The organism is Halocatena pleomorpha, from assembly GCF_003862495.1.
Taxonomy (GTDB): domain Archaea; phylum Halobacteriota; class Halobacteria; order Halobacteriales; family Haloarculaceae; genus Halocatena; species Halocatena pleomorpha.
In genome coordinates this window covers 22,581-46,238 of sequence record NZ_RRCH01000009.1, presented here as the reverse complement: position 1 = coordinate 46,238, position 23,658 = coordinate 22,581, and the positions used below count along the sequence as shown (strand labels likewise).

The window sequence follows — 23,658 nt, the reverse complement described above, 5'->3', positions numbered from 1 at the left end:
AATGGAAAATTATAACAAATATCTGTTGGAAGAACAGTACGCATGCCACTCACCCCGTTTCATTTCGGCCCGACGCTTCTGTTCGGCTATCTCCTCCGGCGGCGTATGGATCTAGGGACGTTTCTCGTTGCGAGCGTGATACTCGATGTACGCGCGGCGCTCGCGTTCTTGGGAATTATTCGAGGACCAACGCATGGACCGTTGCACGACACCTATCTCGGCGCAACCGCTGTCGCGCTCGTTTTTGCGGGTTGCGTACTTCTATTCGCCCGCCGATTTCCTGAGATCGCTCGACGCGTTAGTTCCCGACCTGTGTCAGCGAAATCGGTCACGCTTGCGAGCGTTTCCGGGACGTGGCTGCACGTTACCCTCGATGTGTTTACTCATTCTTCCGGAATGCAACCGTTCTATCCACTCCCCGGAAACCCTTTGTACGGCTTGGTTGGTCCGTTTACGATCTACGCGTCGTGTGTGCTCGCCTTCCTTCTTTGTGGGGGTATCGTCGGCGTTTCCGTTCTCCGAACAGTCCGAGAACACGGACTGGCGTATTACAAATCAGATGGACGAATATGGAAAACAAGCGTCGCAGTCGGAGTCGTGATCGGAGTGGTCGTCGGAGCAGCCGGCATTGCGGGAACGGCCGCAACGATCGATATGGTGTCGGGAATCGGCTCCCCTGATGTCACGGTTGAGCGCGTCAACGACACTCACGCAGCCGTTACGTGGACGACCGAGAAACCAACCCGTGGACACCTCACAACGTCCGTCTCCCACCAGTGCGGACCGGCGTGGGGCAATCTGACGACAGTTAATCGGATTAATGATTCATCGGTAACACGCTCACACCTCGTTATCGCACCGATTTACGATCTGCAATCACAAGCGAATCTGACGAACGTCTCTGGAGAAACATCACCCAAATGGTATCAGGTAACGGCAATCGCAGTTCGAGATTCAGAGATGGTCGGAACGTCTGTTGTGAGTCAAAATCTCAGCGAAACATGTAGATAATAATGTCATTGTATATTGATAGGTATTGAGATTCACATCTGAAGGTGGTACGTGAGTATCTCTTCCATAGTTAGTAGTCGTCCGAGAGCACGCATGCTCATAACAATCAACTATATTCCACCCTATATCAACTTCCTCCGTTCAATATAAAATATATCTATACCATACAATAATATAAATAGTTGAATAGTTGGTCTTCGTCGCTTTGTATGTGATGCAATCACCGAGTCTAAATCGGCGTCAGTTCGTAGTAGGAGCGGGAATGACCATGGCGGGAACGCGATTCGGGGGGACCGAGACGGTTGCCGCACAGGGAGATGGGCGCGGTGAGCAACGGACCGCGCCGTCGATCATCGCTCACCGGGGGTTTGCCGGGGCGTATCCGGAGAACACGGTGCTCGCGGCGCGGCTATCATCGGGGCTTTCCCCCAGTTCTGCAACGAACGACACCACACCACAAAACTACGGCAGCGAGCAACGTGGTAGGCGTCCCGGAATCGGCGCGGAGATGATCGAGATCGATGTCATGCCGACGGCGGACGGGGATGTGGTCGTTTTTCACGACGATCGGCTCGCTGGCCGCGACGGTGGCGAGCAAGGACTCACCGACGCCTCTGGTGTCGTCTGGGAGACGCCGACAGAGACAGTACTCGAAGCAGAAGTGCTCGAAAGCGGCGAGACGATACCGCTGTTGGGTGAACTGCTGGCAGCCGTTCCGTCCCGCGTCGGTGTCAACGTCGAGTTCAAAAATCCCGGCTCCTTCGATCTTCGCATGGGAGCGTCGCTGGACGAGACGGCGCTTGAACGACAAAAGGAGCTGTGGCGGCCGTTCACCGAGGACGTGCTCTCGATCCTCTCCGACCACGATCACCGGTTTCTCATCTCCTCGTTTTACGAAGCGGCACTCGCAACCGTCCGAGAGATCGAACCGTCACTTCCCATCGCGTTCTTGTTCTGGGATTCGATCCCGGATGGTTTGGACGTAACGCGTCGATACGACTGTGAGGCCATCCATCCGCCACGGAACATGATCAAAAACACTCCGTTCTTCGGAGACGACTACTACACTGGTGGACCGTTCGCGGATATCGACCTTGTTGCGGTTGCCCACGCCGAAGGCAGGTCTGTGAACGTCTACACCGTAGAAACGTGGTACCAAGCCGCCCAACTGGCTGCCGCTGGCGTCGATGGACTCATCAATGACTATCCCGGCCTGTTTTCGTTCTAATGACAAATATGACACATCAGGGTCCGGGGGACGTTAATAGAACACGAACGTAAGCACTGCACTTTCTTGTTCTATTGAATGTTCTGAGCGATACACGCGCTGTGCAGTGTGGGAGTCAACCGTTGTCACGCACGTGAGGCTCCAAACCGCGAACGTTTTTCACCGAGAGCGAGCAATGGCTGGTAGTGTCGAATCCGTCGTATCTCAAGTTCTTCCCGTACGAAACGCCGTACGACCATCAGCAGGAAGCGATGGCGACCATCAACGAGGCGCTTTCGGATGGTCAAAACGTGCTGTTTGAGGGGGCGTGCGGAACTGGAAAGACGCTCGCAGCACTCACACCGGCGTTAGAGTACGCGCGTACGGCGAACAAGACGGTCATCATCACGACGAACGTCCACCAGCAGACCCGTCAGTTCATCGAGGAAGCCAGAGCAATTATTCAACAAGAGCCGATTCGTGCGGTCGTTTCCGCGGAAAACTCGACATGTGCCATATCGATGTCGGGTACGAGGAGTGTCAGGCACTCCGAGACACCACTCGGGAGTTAGTTGAGGCCGAGACCGACCGCGACGAGTTGGCAGAAGCCGAGCGTGAACTGCGCGATACGGCCACGGATTCGGACGCCATAGCGGGACGAAACGCTGTCATGGACGAACTCGACGCTCTTGACGATACTGTTGAAGAGCTACGCGAGCAATCCACGTGTGAGTACTACTACAACAATCTGACCACAGAGACGGAGCCGTTCTATGAATGGCTGTTCGAGGACGTTCGAACACCCGACGAGATATACGAGTACGCCAACGAGGCCGGGCTGTGTGGATACGAACTCCTAAAGGAGGGCGTCGAAGGCGTTGATCTCGTGGTGTGTAATTATCACCACGTGCTGGATCCGATGATCCGTGAGCAGTTTTTCCGGTGGCTGGGCCGAGATCCGGACGACGTAGTGGTCGTCTTCGATGAGGCTCACAACATCGAGGACGCGGCCCGCGAGCACGCGACCCAGACGCTGACCGAACGAACCCTAGAGAGCGCGCTCTCGGAACTGGAGGGTGTCGACGATCCACGATCCACTCCTGTGAAAAACGTTATCGAGGCGTTCCACGACGCGCTCGTTTCCACTTATGACGACGGCTTGGCGTTCGGTGAACGCGAGACTGTCGGAGAGGACTGGTACGACCTCTCGATCACGAACGACGCCCGTCGGGACGAACTCACACTCGCATTTTTGGACGCCTACACCGGTGCGGGTATCCACGAGGACCTCGATCAGGCGCTCGAACTCGGAACTACGCTCGATCGAGCGTACGAGCAGTCCTACAAGAACGGCGAAACGAAGACGCGAAAGGAGTGTCACGTACTGCCGGCAGCGACGTTCATCGATGACTGGCTCCGGGACAGCGACGAGGAAGGGATGCATCCAGTAGTGAGCGTGCGGCGTGATCAAGCGAGCGACACGGTGTACGGCCGCGCTGAGCTGTACACCTGTCTCCCTCAGCGGATCACCCGACCGCTGTTCGAGGAACTGCACGCGAGCGTCCTGATGAGCGCGACACTGCGCCCGTTCGACGTTCTCGCTTCCGTGCTCGGACTCGATTCGGAGGAGTCCGTGCGGATGGCGTACGGTCCACAGTTTCCCGAAGAACGACGGCGGACCTACGCCGTCAACACCCCCGCACTCTTCGCTCGTCGGCGTGACGAACAGGAAATACAGACACGAGTGACCAGCGTGCTCGAAGACGCGATCAGGTTCACACCGGGGAACGTGCTGTGTTTCTTCCCGAGCTACCGCGAAGCACAGCGCTACCACGACCGTCTCGCGCCTGCGGGTGACGCCACTTTCTATCTCGATTCTGCAGGCACCAGCGTCGAACGCCGAAAGGAGGCGTTCACGGCGGACGAAAACGGCGTATTGTTCACATCGCTATGGGGAACACTCACCGAAGGGGTGAGTTTTGACGGCAACGACGCGCGGACGGTGGTTGTCGTCGGCGTTCCCTATCCCCGTCTTGACGACCGTATGAAGGCGGTCGAATCGGCGTACGCGGACGCATTCACTAACACCACAGACGATCCGGGGTGGGAGTACGCCGTCGAGGTGCCGACGGTTCGGAAAACACGACAGGCGGTCGGCCGTGTCGTCCGGTCGCCGGAGGATTTTGGCGCACGACTGCTCGTCGACGAACGGTACACCGCGCAAGCCAAACACGAGCTACAACAGTACAGCGTCGCGGAGACGTTCCCTCCCGAAGACCGCGCGGAGACCATCGACATTGCGCCGAAAAAGCTCAAGTTCGCGCTGTTGAACTTTTACACCGATATGAACGCGTGGGCTGAGCAGCCGCCCACGCCATAAGCCGCGTTCGAACACGCTACGACAACACACAACACAGAATACTTGCCGTTCGGAAAGCGTTTAATACTGCTCTACCAATAACGAGGTGTACATGCAAACCGGGACCCACGATCACTGCTCATCTGCGCTGAGCCGTGGGCTCGATCTCGTTTTCCGGCCAAGAGGCGCGGAGCGCCTCGGGCAGTCGGACTGTGTCCGACGACAGAGAGGGACTTCGTCCCTTGAGCAGTCGGGCGTAACCCGACGACGACGACCGGGCCGTTAGGCCCGACTATACTACACTTCTCCTGATCGGCGTCGAATCGCGTTTCAATCACTGTCGAGAGGATCCAGTAGACACACCAAATACCACCAATGTCAGAAAACGATACCAATACAGTTGCGCTCGCGTTCTCGGGCGGACTTGATACGACCGTTTGCGTACCGCTGCTCGAAGAGGAATACGACTACGATGAGGTGATCGGGGTAACAGTCGATGTGGGCCAACCGGATACCGAATTCGCAGAAGCACGAGAGACCGCTGACGCACTGGGACTCGAACACTTCGTCGTGGACGCCCGCGAGGAGTTCGCGGAACTCTGCTTGCAGTCGGTCCGGGCGAACGCGGACTACCAAGGCTATCCACTCGGTACGGCGTTGGCCCGTCCAGTTATCGCCTCTGCGATACTCGATGTGGCCCGTGAGGAGGGCTGTGACGCCGTAGCCCACGGCTGTACGGGGAAAGGAAACGATCAACTTCGGTTCGAAGCGGTCTGGCGTGATTCGGAATTGAACGTCATCGCGCCCGTGCGTGAACTTGGACTGACCCGCGAGTACGAGATTGAGTACGCGGCCAAGCGCGACTTGCCGGTCGAAGGCGGCAACGAGGGCGCGTGGAGCATCGATACGAACCTCTGGAGTCGGTCGATCGAGGGCGACGATCTTGAGGATCCGAGCTACGTACCGCCCGAAGAGATCTACGAGTGGACTGACCCTCCCAGTGGAACCGACAGCGAACTCGTCGAAATCGGTTTCGAAGACGGCTACGCCGTCAGCGTTGACGGCGAACAACTCGACGCCATCGAACTGATCGAACGCCTGAACGCGCTTGCAGGAAGCCACGGCATCGGTCGGACGGATATGATGGAAGATCGGATGCTCGGACTGAAAGTCCGGGAGAACTACGAGCACCCGGCCGCCACGGTGTTGTTGGCTGCACATGACGCGCTTGAAGGATTGGTGTTGACCCAAGAAGAACGCTCGACGAAGACGAGCATCGATCAGCAGTGGAGCGAGAAGGCCTACCAAGGCCTGTTGTCCGCTCCGCTGGTCGACGCGCTGTCGGGCTTCATCGACGCGACCCAACAACGCGTGACCGGCACCGTCACCGTAAAACTCGACGGCGGACACGCGCGTCCGGTTGCCCGCGAGAGCGAGTACGCAGTGTACTCTGAATCCGCAGCGTCGTTCAACACCGAAACCGTCGATGGAATCGAACAGGCCGACGCGACGGGCGTAGCGAAGTATCACGGCTATCAGGACCGGCTTGCTCGCGCTGCGACCGAAGAGACGGATGTGCCCGAAGCACTCATGGACGGTGGCACTGACGTATAATGTCTGAAACCCCATCGAACGACGCGTCTCTCGACCGAGCGGGGACGGCAGTCCGTGGTGATCGGTTCAGCGGCGGACCGGCACGGGAATTCCTCTCCTCGCTAGCGGCCGATGAACGCATCTTCGAGGCGGACATCGCTGTCGACCGCGCGCACGTCGTGATGCTCGCTGAGCAAGGGATCATCGAGCGGTCGGAAGCCAGTGAGATCCTCACCGCGCTCGAAGCGATCGCGCTCGACGGCCACAACTCACTACCTGATGGCGAGGATGTTCACGAAGCCATCGAGTCGGCCGTCATCGAACAGGTCGGTCCGGTGGGTGGCAAGATGCACACCGCCCGTAGCCGCAACGATGAGGTTGCGACGTGTCTTCGCTACCGGTTGCGCGAGGATCTGCTCGATAGCGTTTCCGCGACGCTCGCGCTCCGGTCGGCCTTAGAGAACGTGGCCCGTGAGCACGGTGACACCGTGATGCCCGGGTTCACGCATCTCCAACCCGCCCAACCGACGACGGTCGCTCACTGGGCGCTGTCGTATGAGCGCGCGATCGCCCGCGACACCGAGCGGTTACTGGCAGCCTACGACCGCACGAATCGCTCGCCGTTGGGCGGTGCTGCGTTCGCTGGCACACCGTTTCCGATCGACCGGGAGCGGACCGCCGAACTACTCGGCTTTGCGGGTATCGTTGAGAACTCGATGGACGCCGCGTCCGCACGGGATTTCCTGCTCGACAGCACGGCGGCACTCGCTGGACTTGCGACCCATCTCTCGGGACTGGCAGAAGACCTGATCGTTTTCGCTAACAAGGGGTACGTCGATCTCTCGAACGAGTACGCCTCGACTTCCTCGATCATGCCCCAGAAGAAAAATCCTGACACGCTCGAACTCGTGCGGGCAACAGCCGGTACGGCCAGCGCCGGACTCGATGGGCTACTCACGACGCTCAAAGGACTTCCGAGAGCGTACAACATTGATCTCCAGCGTGCGAGCGGTCACGCGTGGTCGACGGTCGACGCTGTCACCGAAGCGACTGACGTGGCAGCCGGCGCGGTCGCGTCCACGGCGTGGAACGACTCTCTGCTCGCTGACGCCGCCGGCGAGGGCTTCACAACAGCGACGGCCGTTGCCGACAGGCTCGCAATGTGTGGTCTCCCCTTCCGGACGGCGCACGCGATCCTCGCAGAGGCCGCCCAACACGGTGGCAGTGTCGACGCGATCGAAGCCGCCGCGGCAGACGTACTGGATGAGCCGCTCGAAACATACCTCACACGCGAAGAACTGCGTGCACTGCTCGATCCTGTCCACAGCGTCGAAAACCGTGATTCACGCGGTGGTCCTGCCCCGTCAGCGGTCGCTGCGCAACTTGATATCACCGCCGACGCACTCGACGTCGACCGTGAGACGCTCGACCATCAGTGCTCGGTGCTCGAACAGGCACACGAAACGCTTACAGAGGTGGTTCACAGCCATGTGTGACCGACGACGACCACCGATCCCGTCCCCCTCTGGGGACGAATAACAAATCCGTGATATACAATCAGGAAACGAGCGGTTGAAGTCTCACAACACGGATAGAGTGGGGTATGGGTTATTAATGATATATGGTATTTTCGATGGGTTTAAGTATATACGTCGCTGAGTGTATTCCACATGGCAGAATGCATCGAATGTGGAGCGAGCGTATCGCTCCACGATGACGTTGAGGCAGGAGAGATCATCGACTGTGGCACGTGTGGAAGCGAGCTGGAGGTCATCGAGACCGACCCCGTGACGCTCGACACCGCGCCCGAACTAGAAGAAGACTGGGGCGAATAAGGTGTTGAGAGTCGGCACACAGTCGCTGTTGCAACTAAAGCTATGAATATCGGTGTACTCTATTCCCGGATTCGCCGCGACGAAAAGCTCCTGTTGAACGAGCTTCGAGAGCGTGATCACGAAGTCACGAAACTCGACGTTCGAAAGCTCCAGTTCGGTCTTTCCGAACCGCCAGCGGCGCTATCGGCGTGCGATCTGATCGTCGATCGGTGTTTAGCCACGAGTCGCAGCGTGTACGCGTCTCGCTTTATCGATAGCTACGACGTTCCGATCGTGAACACCCCAGAGACGGCGGCAGTGTGTGCCGACAAGGCCCAAAACAGCCTCGTGCTCGAAAACGCCGGGGTTCCCACGCCACGGACGGAAGTGGCGTTCACGAAAGAGACTGCACTGGAGATCATCGAGTCGTTCGGTTACCCCTGTGTGTTGAAACCCGTTGTGGGATCATGGGGACGGTTGATGGCGAAGATCGATTCTCGCAGTGCTGCGGAGGCCATTCTGGAGCACAAAGCGACGCTCGGCCATTACGAGCACAAGGTGTTTTACATCCAAGAATTCGTCGAGAAGCCAGATCGAGACATCCGCGTGGTGGCCGTCGACGGCACGCCGGTCGCGGCGATGGTTCGGTCGTCGGACCACTGGCTGACGAACGCCGCTAAAGGCGCTGACACCACCGAGTTCGAACTGGACGAAACGGCCCGCGGTCTCGTTGCCCGTGCGAGTGACGCTGTCGGCGGGGGATTGCTGGGGATCGATCTGATGGAAACCAACTCGGGATCGTACACGGTGCATGAGGTGAACCACACCGTTGAGTTCAAAGCCCTCGATGAGGTTGTCTCGACCGACGTACCGGGGACAGTCGTCGATTGGCTCGAAGAGAAAGCTACCCAGGAGGTGGTCGCCTGATGAGCACCACGGCAACTGTCGTGGGCGCAAGCGGATTCACGGGTGGTGAACTCCTCCGGTTGCTCGCCGGTCACCCCGAGTTTGAGGTGGTGCAAGCGACGAGCCGCCAGTACGAACGCAAAACGATCGGGCACGTTCATCCGAATCTCCGCGGGGTGGATCTCCGGTTTAGCACGCCTGAGGAGCTACAGAGCGTCGATGTCCTGTTCGCAGCGACACCTCACGGTGTCTCGATGGAACACATCGACGCGTTCCGGGAGGCTGCCGGGACGGTCGTGGATCTGAGCGCGGATTTCCGATTGGATAGCGACGATCAGTATGAGGAGTACTACGACGGCCACAGCCGACCGGAACTCCTCTCGGAGTCGGTGTATGCGCTGCCCGAGCTGACTCCTCACGATCGTCTTTCGGGAGCCGACCTGATCGCTGCGGGTGGCTGTAACGCGACGGCGACGATCCTCGGGCTGTTACCATTAGTCGAGTCTGACATCCTATCCGGCACCGAGCAAACAGTTGTCGACGTGAAAGTCGGCTCGTCGGAGGGCGGGGCCGGTGGCGGCACTGCCTCATCGCACGCCGAGCGCTCTGGTGTGGTTCGACCGTACGCGCCGACCGGGCACCGCCACGAAGCCGAGATCGAGCAGTTCATCGGCTCGGTGAGCTTCACCGTGCACGCGGTGGAGATGGTGCGGGGCGCGAGCGCGACGTGTCACGTGTTCCCTGACGAGCCAGTCACGAAGGGCGATCTCTGGGGCGCGTACCGCGAGCAGTATGAGGACGAGCCGTTCGTGGAACTCGTCGCCGGTGGAGGTGGCGTGTATCGGTATCCCGAACCGAAAGCCGTTGCGGGCACGAACACCGCCGAGGTCGGTTTCGAACTCGACCCCGCCAACGGCCGCATCGTCGTCTTCTCGGCCATCGACAACATGATGAAGGGATCGGCCGGGCAAGCGGTCCACGCGGCCAACGTCGCGCTCGGCTTCGAAGAGACTGCCGGACTCGACTTCCGGGGACTGCATCCCGTGGGGGAACCATGAACGGGTCGATCCGCATTCGAGGGTGGTCGGCGTGACGGTCGTTGTCAAGATCGGCGGCGCGCGTGCCGTCGATCCCGACGGCGCGCTTTCGGATGTCGCCTCGTTGGTCGAAGGCGGAACACAGGTCGTCGTCGTGCACGGCGGTTCAACCGCCGTTGACGACACACTCGAAGCACTCGGAGAATCTCCCGAGTACGTCGAAACGCCCTCGGGTGTCGTCGGCCGGTTCACTGACGAGCGCACGATGGAGGTGTTCTCGATGGTGCTCCCCGGACAGCTCAACACGGATCTCGTCGTTGGACTCCAAAACGAAGGCGTGGACGCGGTCGGCCTGTCGGGCGTCGACGGCGGCTTGCTGACTGGTGCCAGAAAATCAGCGGTCCGGGTGCTCGAAGACGGGAAGAAGAAGATCCGTCGCGGTGACCACTCCGGACGCATCGAGAACGTGAACAGCGACCTCCTCGAAACGCTGCTTGAGACTGGACACACCCCCGTCGTGACGGTCCCGATGTTGGCTGACGACGGCGTCGCGGTGAACACCGACGCCGACCGAGCAGCTGCCGCGGTGGCTGGCGCGCTCTCCGGCGATCTCGTTGTACTCACTGACGTGCCGGGGGTGCTCGCGGATGTCGATGACGAGTCGTCGGTGATCGACCGCGTCGATTCGCCGCCCACCTACGAAACGCTCACTGCGGCCGCAGAGGGATTCATGAGCCGGAAAGTGATGGCTGCGACCGAAGCACTCGAAAACGGGGCAACGACCGCGACGATCGCCAGTGCGAACACCGAGCGTCCGATCAGCGAGGCGCTTGACGAGACCAACGGCACGCTGATCACGCCGGAGGCTCTGTAATATGACAGGAAATGGATTCGTTTTCAGCGAGAAACCGATACGCATCGACAGCGGATCGGGACCGTATCTGTACGACGCTGACGGCACCGAGTATTTAGATTTCGGCGCGAGCTACGCCGTGACGCCAACCGGTCACTGTCATCCGGCGGTTGTCGACGCGATTCAACAGCAGACTGAACAGCTGCTGTACGTGCAGGGATCATACCCACTCGACGTTCGGGATGAGCTTCACGGTGCGCTCGCAGCGAGTGCACCAGGCGATATCAGGAACGTGTGGCTCTGCAATTCGGGCACGGAAGCCAACGAGGCTGCCATCAAGTTCGCCCGGAGTGCGACCGGTCGCTCAAAGATTGTCGCTACGAAACGCGGCTTTCACGGACGGACGCTCGGTGCGCTCGCTGCAACGTGGAAACAAAAGTACAAAGAGGCGTTCGAACCGCTGGCGGGAGACTTCGAGTTCGTTCCCTACGGTGACGCAGCCGCACTTGACGCCGCTGTTGACGAGGAGACCGCGGCTGTGCTCCTCGAACCGATTCAGGGCGAGGGTGGCATCAATCCCGCCCCCGAGGGATATCTGCAAGCAGCCCGCGAGGCGACAGCAGACACCGGTGCGGCTCTGGTGCTTGATGAGATCCAAACGGGTCTCGGACGGACCGGAACCATGTGGGCGACTGAACAGGCGGGCGTCGTCCCCGACATCCTGACGACGGCCAAGGGACTCGCCAGCGGACTGCCGATCGGCGCGACGCTCTGTCGGGACTGGATCGCAGAGGACGCTGGCAACCATGGTTCGACGTTCAGCGGCGGTCCCGTCGTCTGTGCGGCCGCAACCGCGACGCTCGATGTGATCGAAGACGAACAGCTTGCCGACCACGCCGCAGATATCGGAGCGTCGATCGTTGAGGAGCTACAAACGGCTGTCGGCGCGGACGTGCGCGATATCCGTGGACAAGGACTCATGATCGGCGTCGAGGTGAAACAAGGTGCAAACCGACTGTTACCGACGCTCGCGCTCGAACACGGCATACTGGCGCTGCCGGCCGGCCGGTCGGTGCTCCGACTACTCCCGCCGTTGATCGTCGATCATGATCACGCCGACCACGTCGTGAACGCACTCACGGAGGTGCTCTGATCGAATGAGTGCCGGCACGACGGTCTCCACCGACACGACACCGCGCGAGTTGCTCGAAGAGATCGTTTCCATTCAGTCGGTCTCGGGCGAGGAAGCCGCCTGTGCAGAACGACTGGCCAGTTACTTCGAAAACCACGGTCGGGAGGTGTGGATCGACGCGGTTGGGAACGTCCGTGCACCCGGAGACGACAGCGCGCTTCTCACGTCTCACATCGACACCGTTCCCGGCGAGATCCCTGTCCGGATCGATACCGCCGAAGCGACTGACGAACTAGCGCTGTGGGGTCGCGGCAGCGTTGACGCGAAAGGACCGTTGGTTGCGATGGCTGTCGCCGCCGTTCGAACGGGACTGAGTTTCGTCGGCGTCGTTGGCGAGGAGATCGATTCGCGGGGTGCGCGTCATCTCATCACCGATCGAGACGCACCCGACGCGGTCATCAACGGCGAACCCAGCGGCTGGAACGGTATCACTCTCGGCTACCGGGGGCTGCTGGCCGGAACGTACGTCGCAACAAGCGAGTCTGGACACACCTCGCGCCCGGAGAACAACGCGATTCAGGACGCGATGGACTGGTGGCAGCGCGTCGAAGCGGCGTTCGATCCCGATGAGTGGACGCCCGTGTTCGAACGGGTCACGTGCAAACCAATCGACATCAAGGGCGGCACCAACGACGACGGGCTGTCGGTCGAAACCTCGATGGATGTTCAGTTCAGGGTGCCGCCGTCCTACACCGTCGCGGAAGTCCGAGAGATCGCGGACGCACAGCTCAACGGCGGAACGATCCGCTGGTACGATGACGTTCCCCCCGTCATGATGGAGCCTCGAACCGACGTTGCGCGGGCCTTCCGGGTCGGCATCCGCAAACAGGACGGCGAACCGAGACTCCTCCGCAAAACGGGGACCAGCGACATGAACATCTTCGCAAGCGAATGGAACTGTCCGATGATCACCTACGGCCCAGGTGACTCGGAGCTCGATCACGCACCGAACGAGCATCTTCCACTTCCTGCTTTCGATCGTTCCATCGCAGTGCTCGAAGCCGTCGGAACCACGCTCAACGGTGATTGATATGTCCACAACACATTTCCTCGATGTCGACGCCTTCACACCGACAGAGTTACTCGACGTACTCGATCGTGCTGCTGAGTTGAAGGCAACCGATCCAGACGGACAGCTCACAAACAGGACGCTCGCCATGCTGTTCGAAAAGGAGAGCACACGCACGCGCATTTCCTTCGAGACAGGCATGACACAGCTCGGTGGCCACGCCATCTTTCTCAGTCCCGACGACACACAACTCGGTCGCGGCGAGCCGCTGTCAGACACCGCCCGGACGCTTTCCAGATACGTCGACGCCATCATGGTGCGGGTGTTCGATCACGCCGACGCTGTCGAGATGGCCGAACACGCGAACGTGCCCGTGATCAACGGGTTGACTGACGACGCCCACCCGTGCCAGACGGTCGCTGACCTGCTGACGATCCGTGAAGCGTTCGAGTCGTTCGATGTGCAAGCCGCGTGGGTTGGTGATGGCAACAATGTCGCCCGGTCGTTTGTCGTCGGCTGTGCGATGGTTGGCATTGATCTCACGATCGCTACGCCCGCGGGCTACGGCGTCGGTGAGGACGTGCTTGACCGAGCGGCCGAGTTCGACGGCACGGTTGAGGTGACAACCGATCCGAGTGCGGCTGTTGACGGTGCCGACGTGGTGTATACCGATGTGTGGGTGAGCATGGGTCAAGAGGATGAACGCGAAGCGAAGTTACAGGCGTTCGACGGCTACCAACTCAACGAGTCGCTGCTGGATGGTCAGGCGGTGTTACATTGTCTGCCCGCTCACCGGGGCGAAGAGATCACCGACAGCGTGCTTGAAAGCGATCGTGCGCTCGTCTGGGATCAGGCTGAGAACCGACTCCACGCTCAGAACGCGCTGTTGACCACGCTTATCGAGTGAGTTCTTTCACGTACAGACGCCCCCGTGCTTTAATCCGGTCGTCGTAGTAGTCGTCCTGATGGGTGTAGCCCGCGTGTTCGTAAAATCTGATCGCGCGTTCGTTTTCCGCGAGGACACCCAATCGGATCCGTTCGCCGCCCGCTCGTTCGATCGCTTGCTGTACGGTGGTGTGTAGCTGCTGTCCGATCCCTTCGCCCCAGCGGTCGGGGTGAACGTACAACCAACTCAACCCGAACAGCAGTGGTGATTGGTTTAAGGGGACCGCTGCCACGAATCCGACGACGCCGTCGTCATCTACGGCGACCTCGAACTGGCCGGCGTCGTTCGTGATTTTCGCGCGAATCCGTGCTTTGTCGTACTCCTGTTCGAAAAACGAGAGAGACGCCTCTGTCCCGACGAGAGGGGCGTGAGACGCCTGCCACGACGAACGGGCTACCCGCTGGATCGCGTCAATGTCTCGCTTCGTCGCTGATCGAACGGTGACCGTCATATAGGTGATTCTACGTGTTGAGGAAAAACATCGGTGGATGGGATGGCAGTGCTGGCTCTTCATACAAAACGCTGAAATTAAGGAGGAAAGATGGATTCTAGGTTTTCTTTGAACCACCAAAGGGAATAAAATAGTGGAAGATATCCATCAGTGCGTAGATCGGGGCGGTCGTGTCGACCTCCGTGAATGTTGGATCATGTCCGGGACGATATCCTAAATTGTTCTATCATACATCTAAATTGTTGAAGTGAATCTCCTCAAAATATTATCCACTGTATCTTATTAGCGTGACCTGATTCGGATTGAATATTGGCTGTAAGGAGAGTCCCAACGATCTTGGAGTGACCCACTCCAAAATTGTCGCACTCAACAACCAAGTTCATCCACTTCTTGTATTATCTCTTCGTCAACAGCAACGGTCGGGTTTCTCTTCGTATGTACAAGACTACTAAGAACGGCGTACACTAAGCATGCCGAAATTCTGAGTAACCAAAGGAGATTTTAGGACTGTATGGACTGTTATGTAATATTATCATATGGGGGTAGTAAAGTATGGATATATCCGACTCTAATCGATAAACTGCTGTGAGTGATAAGATGGATTTCCCAAACCATTATATACTGGGCCGTAAACTACTAAAATACGACACCATACGCTTCGTCATGTATTGTGAATAATGTATTGTAGTTATGTATATGGAAAGCATAAAAGTATGTTCATAATCACTATATAATAAACCATAGGTTTAGTTATGACAGATAATAAAGAGAAAGCAATTAAGTTGGGAAAAGCAGTACTTATTGGTATTGTGGCAATGACGTTATTTGAAGGGGCAATAAGACCGGCTTTAATAGATCTCTCTCCGATATTCGCTGAACGATACGAACTTGGCCGATTCTCAACGCCAGCTGGTATGGCATATTTTATAACATATATATTATGCTATATTGTATATGTGATAATCGGGGAATTGGTAAGGTCCTATCGATCCGATCGGGACGAACAGAAGTTTTGATTAGAATTCTCTCTTCAATACAACTAGCAAGGAATTCGTCAGTTGTGTCCTCCTGATTGGTTTTGATAGGGAAGATACCCACAGGGCAGTACGATTTCACCCCGTTTCTGTTCCATATTACACCATCCGTACGTATCCTTGACTATACTAGCACCCGCTGAACCATAATCTCGAAGGAATCTTCCTTCTCCCATACGTCGTTTGACTTTCTCGGGTGATCCTAAGAAGAGGCTCCTAATCCGACCGGAGGAGTGTCCTTTCTTGCTGAGATAATGCACCAGTTTGAGACTGTACCCGTTCTCGACGTAGTGGCTAACGTGCCCGGATGGAACGTCTTGCTCGCGGAGTTTGCGGAGCTGGTTGGTGGTAACGGCTTCTTTGGCTGGATTTTGGGCCTTATATGCGTGTGATCCCCTCACCTTCTTTGCAAAGGGTAGTTGAGGACTGAAGAGATAACTGCTCTGGGCGTTTCTGGAGATGGCTACGATGTCCTCTCCTTTGTAGCCGATGTTTTTGAGTTCCTCAGCCCGTTCGAGTGTGAGTTTCGGGTTGGTTTCGCCTCCGTATTTGGCGATATAGACGAGTCCGTCACCGGAGAAGCCCCGGTTACTAAGCCGTCTAGCGACTTCGAGATTTGCATCTGTTTTGCTAAGTGCCTTGATATTTGTATTAGAGACACCGTTCTTACTGAGTCCCTCAACCATCCTGAGATCGGCGTTCCTGTCTGCGAGACGCTTGATATCAGTATTGGTGAATCCCTCACTGTTGCGCAGTCGGTCCATTCGACTGGTGGTGTAGCCAACGAGATCGTCCCGCTTCGCAAGATCGTCTATAGCGGGCGGAAGTGCTTTCGTATGCTTTGTGAAGATGTCCTCAATCGGTCGTTGGGCGCTCGGGGACAGATGTTTCAAGACCATATCTGAGAGTGGTTGTAGCTTTCTGCTTGCTTTCTGTGGGAAATTCGTCACCCACGTTTCAGTGATCTTTTTGAGGTCTGTGAGGTCTTCGACCACGCCCCCGCCTGGCAGGAGTCCCACCGCCTCGATAGCGGCGTAGAGGGCCTGCTTTTTGACAAGGTGGGCGGCCAAATCCCGAATGCCAGCGACACTATCCGTTATAGGGTTAAAGACCGCCAGCATTGAGCCACCAAGATAGAAGACTGAATTTGACTCTTGAGCCTCGAAGCTCCCCCCAGGCATCCCGATCTCCCCAAGGAAAAATCCCATCAGCGTGTTCCACGCCGTTTCGCCCAGCGATTTCAGCGCATCAATCGGTTGGTTTGTGACGTACGACAACTTTTCGAGGAGTTGTTGACGGCCCCAGCTGGCCACGCCGTTGAAGAAGTCACCGGTCATTTTGAGGAGATCGTCACCGGCTTCGGCGTAGTCATCAGGATCGAGTGGGTTGAATCCGCCCTCCTCGTTTGCCTCAGGCGTCTGTGTTGGCGTCGGTTGTGGTTGCTCGGTCTGATCATCATTATTTCTCGATTCATTCGGCTCTGCTCCACCGGAGCCTCCACCATCCTGACCGGGCCCCCCTTGACCGTTCACATCGGTACTCGCGTTGAACGTCACTGATTCCAGCAGGTTCTGATTCACATCGGCGTTACGCGTATCGATCTCGACGCCTACCGGCTTAGTGTCACCTGTCCCGAGAGCGATCGCGTTTCTCTGTCCTTCGATCGACTGGCCGTCGACTGTGAACGTTACGGCATCACTTCCGTCCATCAGCCACAGTCCTATGGGCTGGGTGCCCTGATTGGTGATCGTGAACACGTTCTCGACGGTCGTCACCGCCCCCGGATTGAGTCCCTCACCCGAGGCGTTCTCCGTGGAAACTGCTTCGCTCAGCGTGAGCCGCAACTGTCCGCCGTCACCGTAGCGGGCGTACGCCCCGTTCTGACCAGAGGCGGGTTTCAACCCTAGATACCCCGATCCGTCGCCGGTCACCGACACACTCGCGTCCCGAGAGACCAGTAGCCCCGAAAACGCACCCGTCGCGTAGATCGCGCTCGTCACGATTCCGATCGCCATCAACACGATCGCAACTCGGCGCATACGCATCATCGAGTACCTCCCCATTTGCTAGTAGAGACCCGCAAACACCAGATAGACTGTACAACCGCTTCCCAACTCGACACGGTACAACAGATACTCATCGACATGCAGCGAGGACACATCATCGAAGTGTATACACACTACAACATACATTTCTCTATTAATATTTTCGATCGAAATCTGCTGCGACCGACGTTATAAATGATGGCTGATTGAAAAAATAAGGCAGAGCGGAGCGGGTAATCGTCAGGCGAACGGTTCCACAATCACAGCCGATTTCGGCAGTCCATCGTTCATCAGTTGTATATACAAATTGATCTATGAGGGGTCATCACAGTCTTATGACAATCGATGCTGTGACGTTCAGGAGATTCCCGCATCGCTGTCGTGCCGTAACGAACCTCGTTGTTCACGGACAGCGCATAATGACCACGTACTCGGAGGCCATCATCTCGCCAGTTCGTCCAGCGACGTTCTCGGGGGCGTTCTCCCATGGAAGCGTTTTCGTCGGAATCTCACGAGGGATGACGTGCTCTCGTTCGAAGCCGAACTGTTCACACAGCTCCGTGGCGATGAGATGCGTCGGGATCGGTACCCGACTCATGGTCCGGTTGGCCAGCACCCACACCACGGGCTGTCCGGATTTGAGAACCCGCCGCACCTGTTCGATCACGGCGTACAAATCACTGAAGAACGATAGCGCGTCGGTCGCTCGTCCGTCTCGTTTCCGGAGCGCGTTGAGCGTACTCTCCAGTGAGGGAGAATAGCGTTCGAGTGCAGCAACCGGTTCCAGACCGTGCGCGCCACCGAGTCCGGTTTTGTCGACGGCTCGCATCTCTTCATAGCCCCGCTGATCCGCGATGATAGCGGGATCTTGTGAGAACTGACCGTACGCCACGGTTGTCGGATGATCACCGTACGGCGGCGAAGTGATGACGATGTCCGCACTGTTGTCCTCGATCGCCCGCGCAAGACGCGCGTCCGCATAGTGAACGGTCGTTGTCGTGGTACGATCGACGCGTCGACTGTACGATCGCATCCGCTCGGCATTCTCCCGGAGCAGTTCCACGAAGAGTGTATACACGTTTGGGTCGTGATCAGCACGGTCTTCTGGTGGCATCCGATACCGTTTGTACTCGCCGTTGCGCTGGTAGCTCACCCGCCTGACCGTCACTGACAGCGCGACCCGCAGGAATCGTGTTGTGTTTTCAGCAACCGCCGATGACATCGTTTCGGCCAATTCATCACGAAGCTCGTCGATCCGGTTGCGTATGGCGACCAACTCGTACAGTTGCGGCTCGGGAAACCACCCCTCTCGCACCGCCGATGAATCTAGGTCACAGTCGCCAGTCTCCCACGCCGATCGCACCTCCCGTAATTCATCTTTCAGTCCGTCAGTCAGCTCCGAACATGCAGTTTCTAGCGGCTCCGGATCGATCGGTCGGGACTTAGCCAGCGTCAACAGACACGCCAACGGATTGATGTCGTTCGCTTCGGCGTGCAAACCGGCCAGTCGGCCCTCCACCGCCGTTGTTCCCGATCCTGAGAACGGATCATACACTGTATCGCCCTCTCGAATCACACCCTTGCGCTTGAAATGAGCGAGCACCGTCGCCGGGATCTGTGGGATCATCCGAGCCGGATACGAATGCATTCCGTGGGTCAATCGCCGCGTATCAGCTCCTGAAAACGTCCAATCGATCTCTGTTATGCTGCTCTCGCCAAGCGATGAGCCATCTGCGTCCCGGGGTTGATCTGTCATTCCATACCAGTTGATTCTGTGTCACACTCAACCACAGTAGTGTTTGTGTTTGCTGTCTGGTGCGCTGTGCCAAACGGAAAGCTACTTGGCACAAGAGAGTTACTCGCTAACTGAGTAACTCATGAGCATCATCGTTACGGGCGGTGACGGATACATCGGGTGGCCAACGGGGCTTCGGATTGCGCGTCGAACGGACGAGCGGGTCGTCCTCGTGGATAACTTTGGCCGCCGCGAGTGGGTACAGTCGGTCGGATCGAAGAGCGCTGCTCCCATCAGCGACATGGATGACCGTCTTGCGGAGGCGCGAAACACCCACGATGTTCGCAACCTCTCATTTGTCGAGGGAGATCTTACCGACCGGGCGTTCGTCGATCGGTTGCTTACGACCCACGAACCGAGTGTCGTCGTCCACACGGCAGCCCAACCCTCTGCACCGTACTCACAGATCAACGGTGAGCGGGCGAACTACACCCAGCACAACAACTTGCAAGCCACGCGGAACCTGGTGTGGGGACTTCACGAGCAGGAGATGACTGACACCCATTTCATCGAAACCACCACGACCGGTGTCTACGGCGCGCCCGACTTCCCCATCCCCGAAGGAGGGGCGGTGATGGAACACGAGGGACGGCGTGATTCGGTGCCGTTCCCGGCGATGGCGGGGAGCTGGTATCATCTGACGAAATGTCACGACGCGGCCAACCTGCGGCTCGCGCACAAACAGTTCGGGCTGCCGATTAGCGACGTTCGAACAGCGATCACCTACGGCACCGAAACTGAGGAGACGCAGGCCGACGACCGACTGAACACACGGTTCGACTTCGACTACTACTTCGGTGTCGTCGCCCACCGGTTCTGTGCGCAAGCAGTCGCTGGCTATCCACTCACGGTGTATGGGAAGGGCGAGCAGCGCAAGCCGTTCGTCAGCCTCGAAGACGCAGTTGAGGGGTTGGCTCAGCTCGCGCTCACCGATCACACCGAACGGCCCGGCGAACACGTCGTGTACAATCAGACGACGCGCCCGATCAGCATCGTCGAGATCGCCAACACGATCGCCGACGTAGCAGACGAGTTCGACATCGATGTCGACGTGACGCACGTCGAAAATCCCCGGGAAGAGGACGAAGAACACGCCATGGAGATCGACAACGACCGGTATATGGAACTCATCGGTGACCAGCGCCAGAGCTTCGAGAGCGGCGTGCGCGACATTCTCCGAACGCTTACCGACCACCGGGAGACGATCGTCTCCCATGAGGATCGCTTCCTTCCCGACGTACTCGAAGAATGAACGTCCTCGTCACGGGTGGCTGTGGATATATCGGTAGCGCGCTGGTCGGGTTACTGGACCGAAACGACCGGACCGACCGCGTCGTCGTGTTAGACGATCTATCGACAGGCTCGCCGCGAACGCTGCTGTCGTCACTCACCGGATCGGTCGACTTCGTTCGTGGTGATGTCCGCGACGCCGAAACCGTCGAGCACGCGATGGATGGCTGTGATGTCGTGATCCATCTCGCGGCGATCACCGGCGCGGAGAGTACACACGACCGGCGCGAGGAGACGCTATCGATCAACCGCGACGGAACCGAGACTGTCCTTGAGACTGCGGGGAAACTCGGCGTCGACAACGTTGTGCTCGCTTCCTCGTGTAACGTCTACGGTCGAGCGACTGGCATGGAACTGGATGAAACGACCGATCCCGAGCCGATCAATCCCTACGCGGAGTCAAAGCTCGCTGCCGAACAGTTGCTTTCGACTCTCGGAAACCGGTTCGGATTCGATCGAACGGCGCTTCGAATGGCGACGAACTACGGTGCTGCGCCGGGAGTTCGGTTCAATCTCGTCGTCAACCGGTTCGTCTTTCAGGCGCTAACGGATCGAGCACTGACAGTTTACGGCGACGGCTCGAACTGGCGGCCGTTCATCCATGTTTGTGACGCCGCTCGTGCGTACGCCCATGCGGCGATCCATCCTGATGAGTGGACTCACACCGTCTACAACGTCGGAAATGACACCGAAAACTACCGCATCCGGGACGTGGCAGCGCTCATTGACGAGGAAGCCGGGGCTGTAGACGTGGCCTATCGTGCGGACGAACACCCCGGTCCTTCTTATCACGTCAGTTTCGACCGGTTAGCCGAAACGGACTTTACCACTGATTGGACGCTTCGGGAAGGCATTCAGGATCTTATTCGGAAATTCACAGACATCCAAGCGCAACCATTGTTACAGTAACATGAAAACAACAACCCCGCACGTCGCTATCACAGGCGCGGCAGGCTACACCGGCAGTTGTGTCGTCAGACGACTACAGGAAGTACACCCCGACTGGCAGATCACCGCTCTCGATAACTTTCACAGCGGAACAATCCGACAGATTGGAGATGTCGACGTTCAGCACGTCGATATTCGTCATCGGTCGGAGCTTGCAGACGCGTTGGACGGTGCCGACGTGGTACTCCATCTCGCAGCCCTCAGCGGCGTCGAGGACTGTGATGCGTCCCCCGATGTCGCTTACGAGGTGAACGTTCAGGGGACGAACAACGTTGCTTGGTGGTGTCACACAACGGGAGCGGCACTCGCGTTCCCCTTCAGCATGGCCGTGATTGGCGATCCAACGACGTTTCCGATCACCACCGACGCGCCCCGGACCCCCCTGAACTGGTATGGCCGCTCGAAGATCCTCGGTGAACGAGCCATCGAGACGTTCGCTGATGGGTCGTTCCCGGCACACCTGTTGATGATCTCGAACGTGTATGGCGCACACGAGATCGACGGCACCACCGTTTCGAAACCGGTCGTGCTCAATTTCTTCGTCAATCGTGCTCTGGCGGGCGAACCGCTCACGGTGTACGAACCCGGGACACAGGTCCGAAATTACGTTCACGTTCTCGATATCGCGCAGTTGTACGTCCTGTGTGCTGAACAGCTCTTCACCCGACTGAACGACGGCGAAACGGGTGTCAAACGGTACGCGATCGGCAGCGAGGAAACACCGAGCGTGAGGGAGATCGCTGAGTCGGTCCAACAGATCGCTCGCGAGGAACGCGGTCTCGATCCTGACATCGAACTGATTGAAAATCCCCGAAGCGGGGAGACACTCACCGAGACGTTTACTGTTGACACCACGGACGTGCGTGAACAGTTGGGATGGCAGGCTGAACGAACTGTTGAGGACGCCATCCGCACCGCATTCCGAACGTAACGCCGTTGAACACCAGCAGTGGATTACTGTTTGAATGTTATTCTGCCCGTTTTGTAATATATGGGATGAACTCGCAACGTATATTACCACATCTCCTCATGTGATAAGCATCGTAGCGCACTGTCAAGCGAGTCGGGCACAGTACTGTTATTGACATATAGCTAAATTATGAGATCAGACACGACACGGCGGGCACTCCTTCGAAACACCACGATCACACTCATGGGTGTGACGGCCGGTTGTCTTGGCCAGTCCGATGAGAATGGAGATCCACCACAATCAACAGAGACAGGGAGTCCGCCTACGAGAAACGATCCAGACCATCCACCGCTAATCAACGCCACGCCACGGCGATCGACACCGGAGCCGCCGACGGCGGTGGTGGAAACGACTTCGTCCACTCCGACCCCACGGAAGACGACTCGACCGACAACCACACCGAGTCCCGCTTCGACGGAGACCAAATCACTCACGCCAACAACTCCACCCTCCAAGCGAACGACAACTCGACCCACGACCACACCCTCTCAGCGAACGACGACTCAACCCACGACCACACCCTCTCAGCGAACGACGACTCAACCCACGACTACATCGACGCCGTCCCATCGAGAGCATCCGTATCTCTCGGTGGGATCAGGCACAGCGAAATTCGGGGTAGATCGGAGTCGCTATCCGGTGATGGGAACTGATCACGCACCGGTTGAGATCCTCTACTGGAGTGATTATCTCTGTGAGTTCTGTAGTCAGTTTGCAACATCGATTCATCCCAAGCTCATTCGCACGGAGGTACAGCGCGGCCGCACACGGTTTGTGTTTCTCGAACTACCGAATATCGGACAGAATTCGTGGCCAGCAGCGATGCTCTCGAAAGCGGTATGGAAGACGGTTGCGGACACCGATCCCGCCCAGTTCTGGCAGTGGCATCAAACCGTGTTCGAACGCCAACGAAAAGCTGGGAGCGGGTGGGCCAACACCAAGAATCTGCTCGAAATAGCCACGGAGGTCGGTATCGACGCTAACGCAGTCGAGACCGTTCACGATACCCACAGCGACGCGTTCGCTTCGGATATCGACGCGGCGGTCGACGCGGCCGATCAGGCGTCGATTACCGGCACGCCCGCGTTTTACGTTTACAATCCAGCATCCGACCAGTCGAAAACCATCATCGGGACACAGCCCCTTTCCGTGTATCGCTCTGCGATCCGGGCAGTGAAGTGACAGCCTACAGGAGCCG

At 57.9% G+C, this 23,658-nt stretch carries 19 protein-coding genes and 1 pseudogene; 17 read left to right on the top strand and 3 right to left on the bottom strand.

Annotation, left to right across the window (positions count from 1 at the left end):
• Nucleotides 1-42: 42 nt before the first annotated feature.
• The 12 genes and pseudogenes from EIK79_RS17985 (at nucleotide 43) to argF (ending at nucleotide 13,888) form a co-directional block, all read left to right on the top strand.
• Nucleotides 43-1,011, top strand: a complete 969-nt coding sequence (locus EIK79_RS17985; RefSeq protein WP_185715515.1) for a hypothetical protein — start codon at nucleotides 43-45, stop codon at nucleotides 1,009-1,011.
• Nucleotides 1,012-1,279: 268 nt separating this feature from the next.
• The gene (locus EIK79_RS05050) at nucleotides 1,280-2,239 is read left to right on the top strand and encodes a glycerophosphodiester phosphodiesterase (protein ID WP_233737942.1); all 960 of its coding nucleotides are present in this window, start codon (nucleotides 1,280-1,282) and stop codon (nucleotides 2,237-2,239) included.
• A gap of 179 nt (nucleotides 2,240-2,418) precedes the next feature.
• A pseudogene (locus tag EIK79_RS05045) lies at nucleotides 2,419-4,598 on the top strand (ATP-dependent DNA helicase).
• Nucleotides 4,599-4,952: 354 nt separating this feature from the next.
• Nucleotides 4,953-6,191: an argininosuccinate synthase gene (locus EIK79_RS05040; RefSeq protein ID WP_124954041.1), complete on the top strand. Its 1,239-nt coding sequence runs from the start codon at nucleotides 4,953-4,955 to the stop codon at nucleotides 6,189-6,191.
• Nucleotides 6,191-7,666 (top strand): argininosuccinate lyase, encoded by a 1,476-nt coding sequence (gene argH / locus EIK79_RS05035; RefSeq protein WP_124954040.1) that lies wholly within the window; start codon nucleotides 6,191-6,193, stop codon nucleotides 7,664-7,666. Before EIK79_RS05040 ends, argH begins: the two co-directional genes overlap by 1 nt.
• A gap of 174 nt (nucleotides 7,667-7,840) precedes the next feature.
• Nucleotides 7,841-8,005, top strand: coding sequence for a lysine biosynthesis protein LysW (gene lysW / locus EIK79_RS05030; protein ID WP_124954039.1), 165 nt, complete (start codon nucleotides 7,841-7,843; stop codon nucleotides 8,003-8,005).
• Between the two features lie 42 nt (nucleotides 8,006-8,047).
• Complete coding sequence (gene lysX, locus EIK79_RS05025) at nucleotides 8,048-8,911, top strand: lysine biosynthesis protein LysX (RefSeq protein ID WP_124954038.1); 864 nt, start codon at nucleotides 8,048-8,050, stop codon at nucleotides 8,909-8,911.
• Entirely contained in the window at nucleotides 8,911-9,948 is a 1,038-nt protein-coding gene (gene argC, locus EIK79_RS05020) for an N-acetyl-gamma-glutamyl-phosphate reductase (protein ID WP_124954037.1), read from the top strand. The genes lysX and argC overlap by 1 nt, the downstream gene beginning before the upstream one ends.
• Nucleotides 9,949-9,979: 31 nt before the next feature.
• Nucleotides 9,980-10,801: an acetylglutamate/acetylaminoadipate kinase gene (locus EIK79_RS05015; RefSeq protein ID WP_124954036.1), complete on the top strand. Its 822-nt coding sequence runs from the start codon at nucleotides 9,980-9,982 to the stop codon at nucleotides 10,799-10,801.
• 1 nt (nucleotide 10,802) lies between these two features.
• Nucleotides 10,803-11,933, top strand: coding sequence for an aspartate aminotransferase family protein (locus EIK79_RS05010; RefSeq protein WP_124954035.1), 1,131 nt, complete (start codon nucleotides 10,803-10,805; stop codon nucleotides 11,931-11,933).
• 4 nt (nucleotides 11,934-11,937) lie between these two features.
• On the top strand, nucleotides 11,938-13,002 hold the full coding sequence (locus tag EIK79_RS05005; RefSeq protein ID WP_124954034.1) for a [LysW]-lysine hydrolase: 1,065 nt from the start codon (nucleotides 11,938-11,940) through the stop codon (nucleotides 13,000-13,002).
• 1 nt (nucleotide 13,003) lies between these two features.
• Nucleotides 13,004-13,888: an ornithine carbamoyltransferase gene (gene argF / locus EIK79_RS05000; RefSeq protein ID WP_185715514.1), complete on the top strand. Its 885-nt coding sequence runs from the start codon at nucleotides 13,004-13,006 to the stop codon at nucleotides 13,886-13,888.
• On the opposite strand, the gene EIK79_RS04995 is transcribed toward argF, so the two are convergent.
• Nucleotides 13,878-14,378 (bottom strand): GNAT family N-acetyltransferase, encoded by a 501-nt coding sequence (locus EIK79_RS04995; RefSeq protein ID WP_185715513.1) that lies wholly within the window; start codon nucleotides 14,376-14,378, stop codon nucleotides 13,878-13,880. The two genes, argF and EIK79_RS04995, sit on opposite strands and share 11 nt — an antisense overlap.
• Before the next feature lie 752 nt (nucleotides 14,379-15,130).
• Here EIK79_RS04995 and EIK79_RS17980 point away from each other — a divergent pair.
• Nucleotides 15,131-15,394 (top strand): hypothetical protein, encoded by a 264-nt coding sequence (locus EIK79_RS17980; RefSeq protein WP_124954032.1) that lies wholly within the window; start codon nucleotides 15,131-15,133, stop codon nucleotides 15,392-15,394.
• A gap of 38 nt (nucleotides 15,395-15,432) precedes the next feature.
• On the opposite strand, the gene EIK79_RS04985 is transcribed toward EIK79_RS17980, so the two are convergent.
• Complete coding sequence (locus tag EIK79_RS04985) at nucleotides 15,433-17,451, bottom strand: hypothetical protein (protein ID WP_148094128.1); 2,019 nt, start codon at nucleotides 17,449-17,451, stop codon at nucleotides 15,433-15,435.
• Between the two features lie 409 nt (nucleotides 17,452-17,860).
• Nucleotides 17,861-19,213 carry a class I SAM-dependent methyltransferase gene (locus EIK79_RS04980; protein WP_124954030.1) on the bottom strand — a complete coding sequence of 451 codons (1,353 nt, stop codon included), beginning with the start codon at nucleotides 19,211-19,213 and terminating at the stop codon, nucleotides 17,861-17,863.
• A gap of 121 nt (nucleotides 19,214-19,334) precedes the next feature.
• Between EIK79_RS04980 and EIK79_RS04975 the strand changes: the two genes are divergently transcribed.
• From EIK79_RS04975 to EIK79_RS04960, 4 genes are all read left to right on the top strand, one after another.
• Entirely contained in the window at nucleotides 19,335-20,504 is a 1,170-nt protein-coding gene (locus EIK79_RS04975) for an NAD-dependent epimerase/dehydratase family protein (protein ID WP_124954029.1), read from the top strand.
• The gene (locus EIK79_RS04970; protein WP_124954028.1) at nucleotides 20,501-21,451 is read left to right on the top strand and encodes an NAD-dependent epimerase/dehydratase family protein; all 951 of its coding nucleotides are present in this window, start codon (nucleotides 20,501-20,503) and stop codon (nucleotides 21,449-21,451) included. The genes EIK79_RS04975 and EIK79_RS04970 overlap by 4 nt, the downstream gene beginning before the upstream one ends.
• A gap of 1 nt (nucleotide 21,452) precedes the next feature.
• Nucleotides 21,453-22,421 carry an NAD-dependent epimerase/dehydratase family protein gene (locus tag EIK79_RS04965; RefSeq protein ID WP_124954027.1) on the top strand — a complete coding sequence of 323 codons (969 nt, stop codon included), beginning with the start codon at nucleotides 21,453-21,455 and terminating at the stop codon, nucleotides 22,419-22,421.
• 168 nt (nucleotides 22,422-22,589) lie between these two features.
• Nucleotides 22,590-23,642, top strand: coding sequence for a DsbA family protein (locus EIK79_RS04960; protein ID WP_124954026.1), 1,053 nt, complete (start codon nucleotides 22,590-22,592; stop codon nucleotides 23,640-23,642).
• Nucleotides 23,643-23,658: the final 16 nt, after the last annotated feature.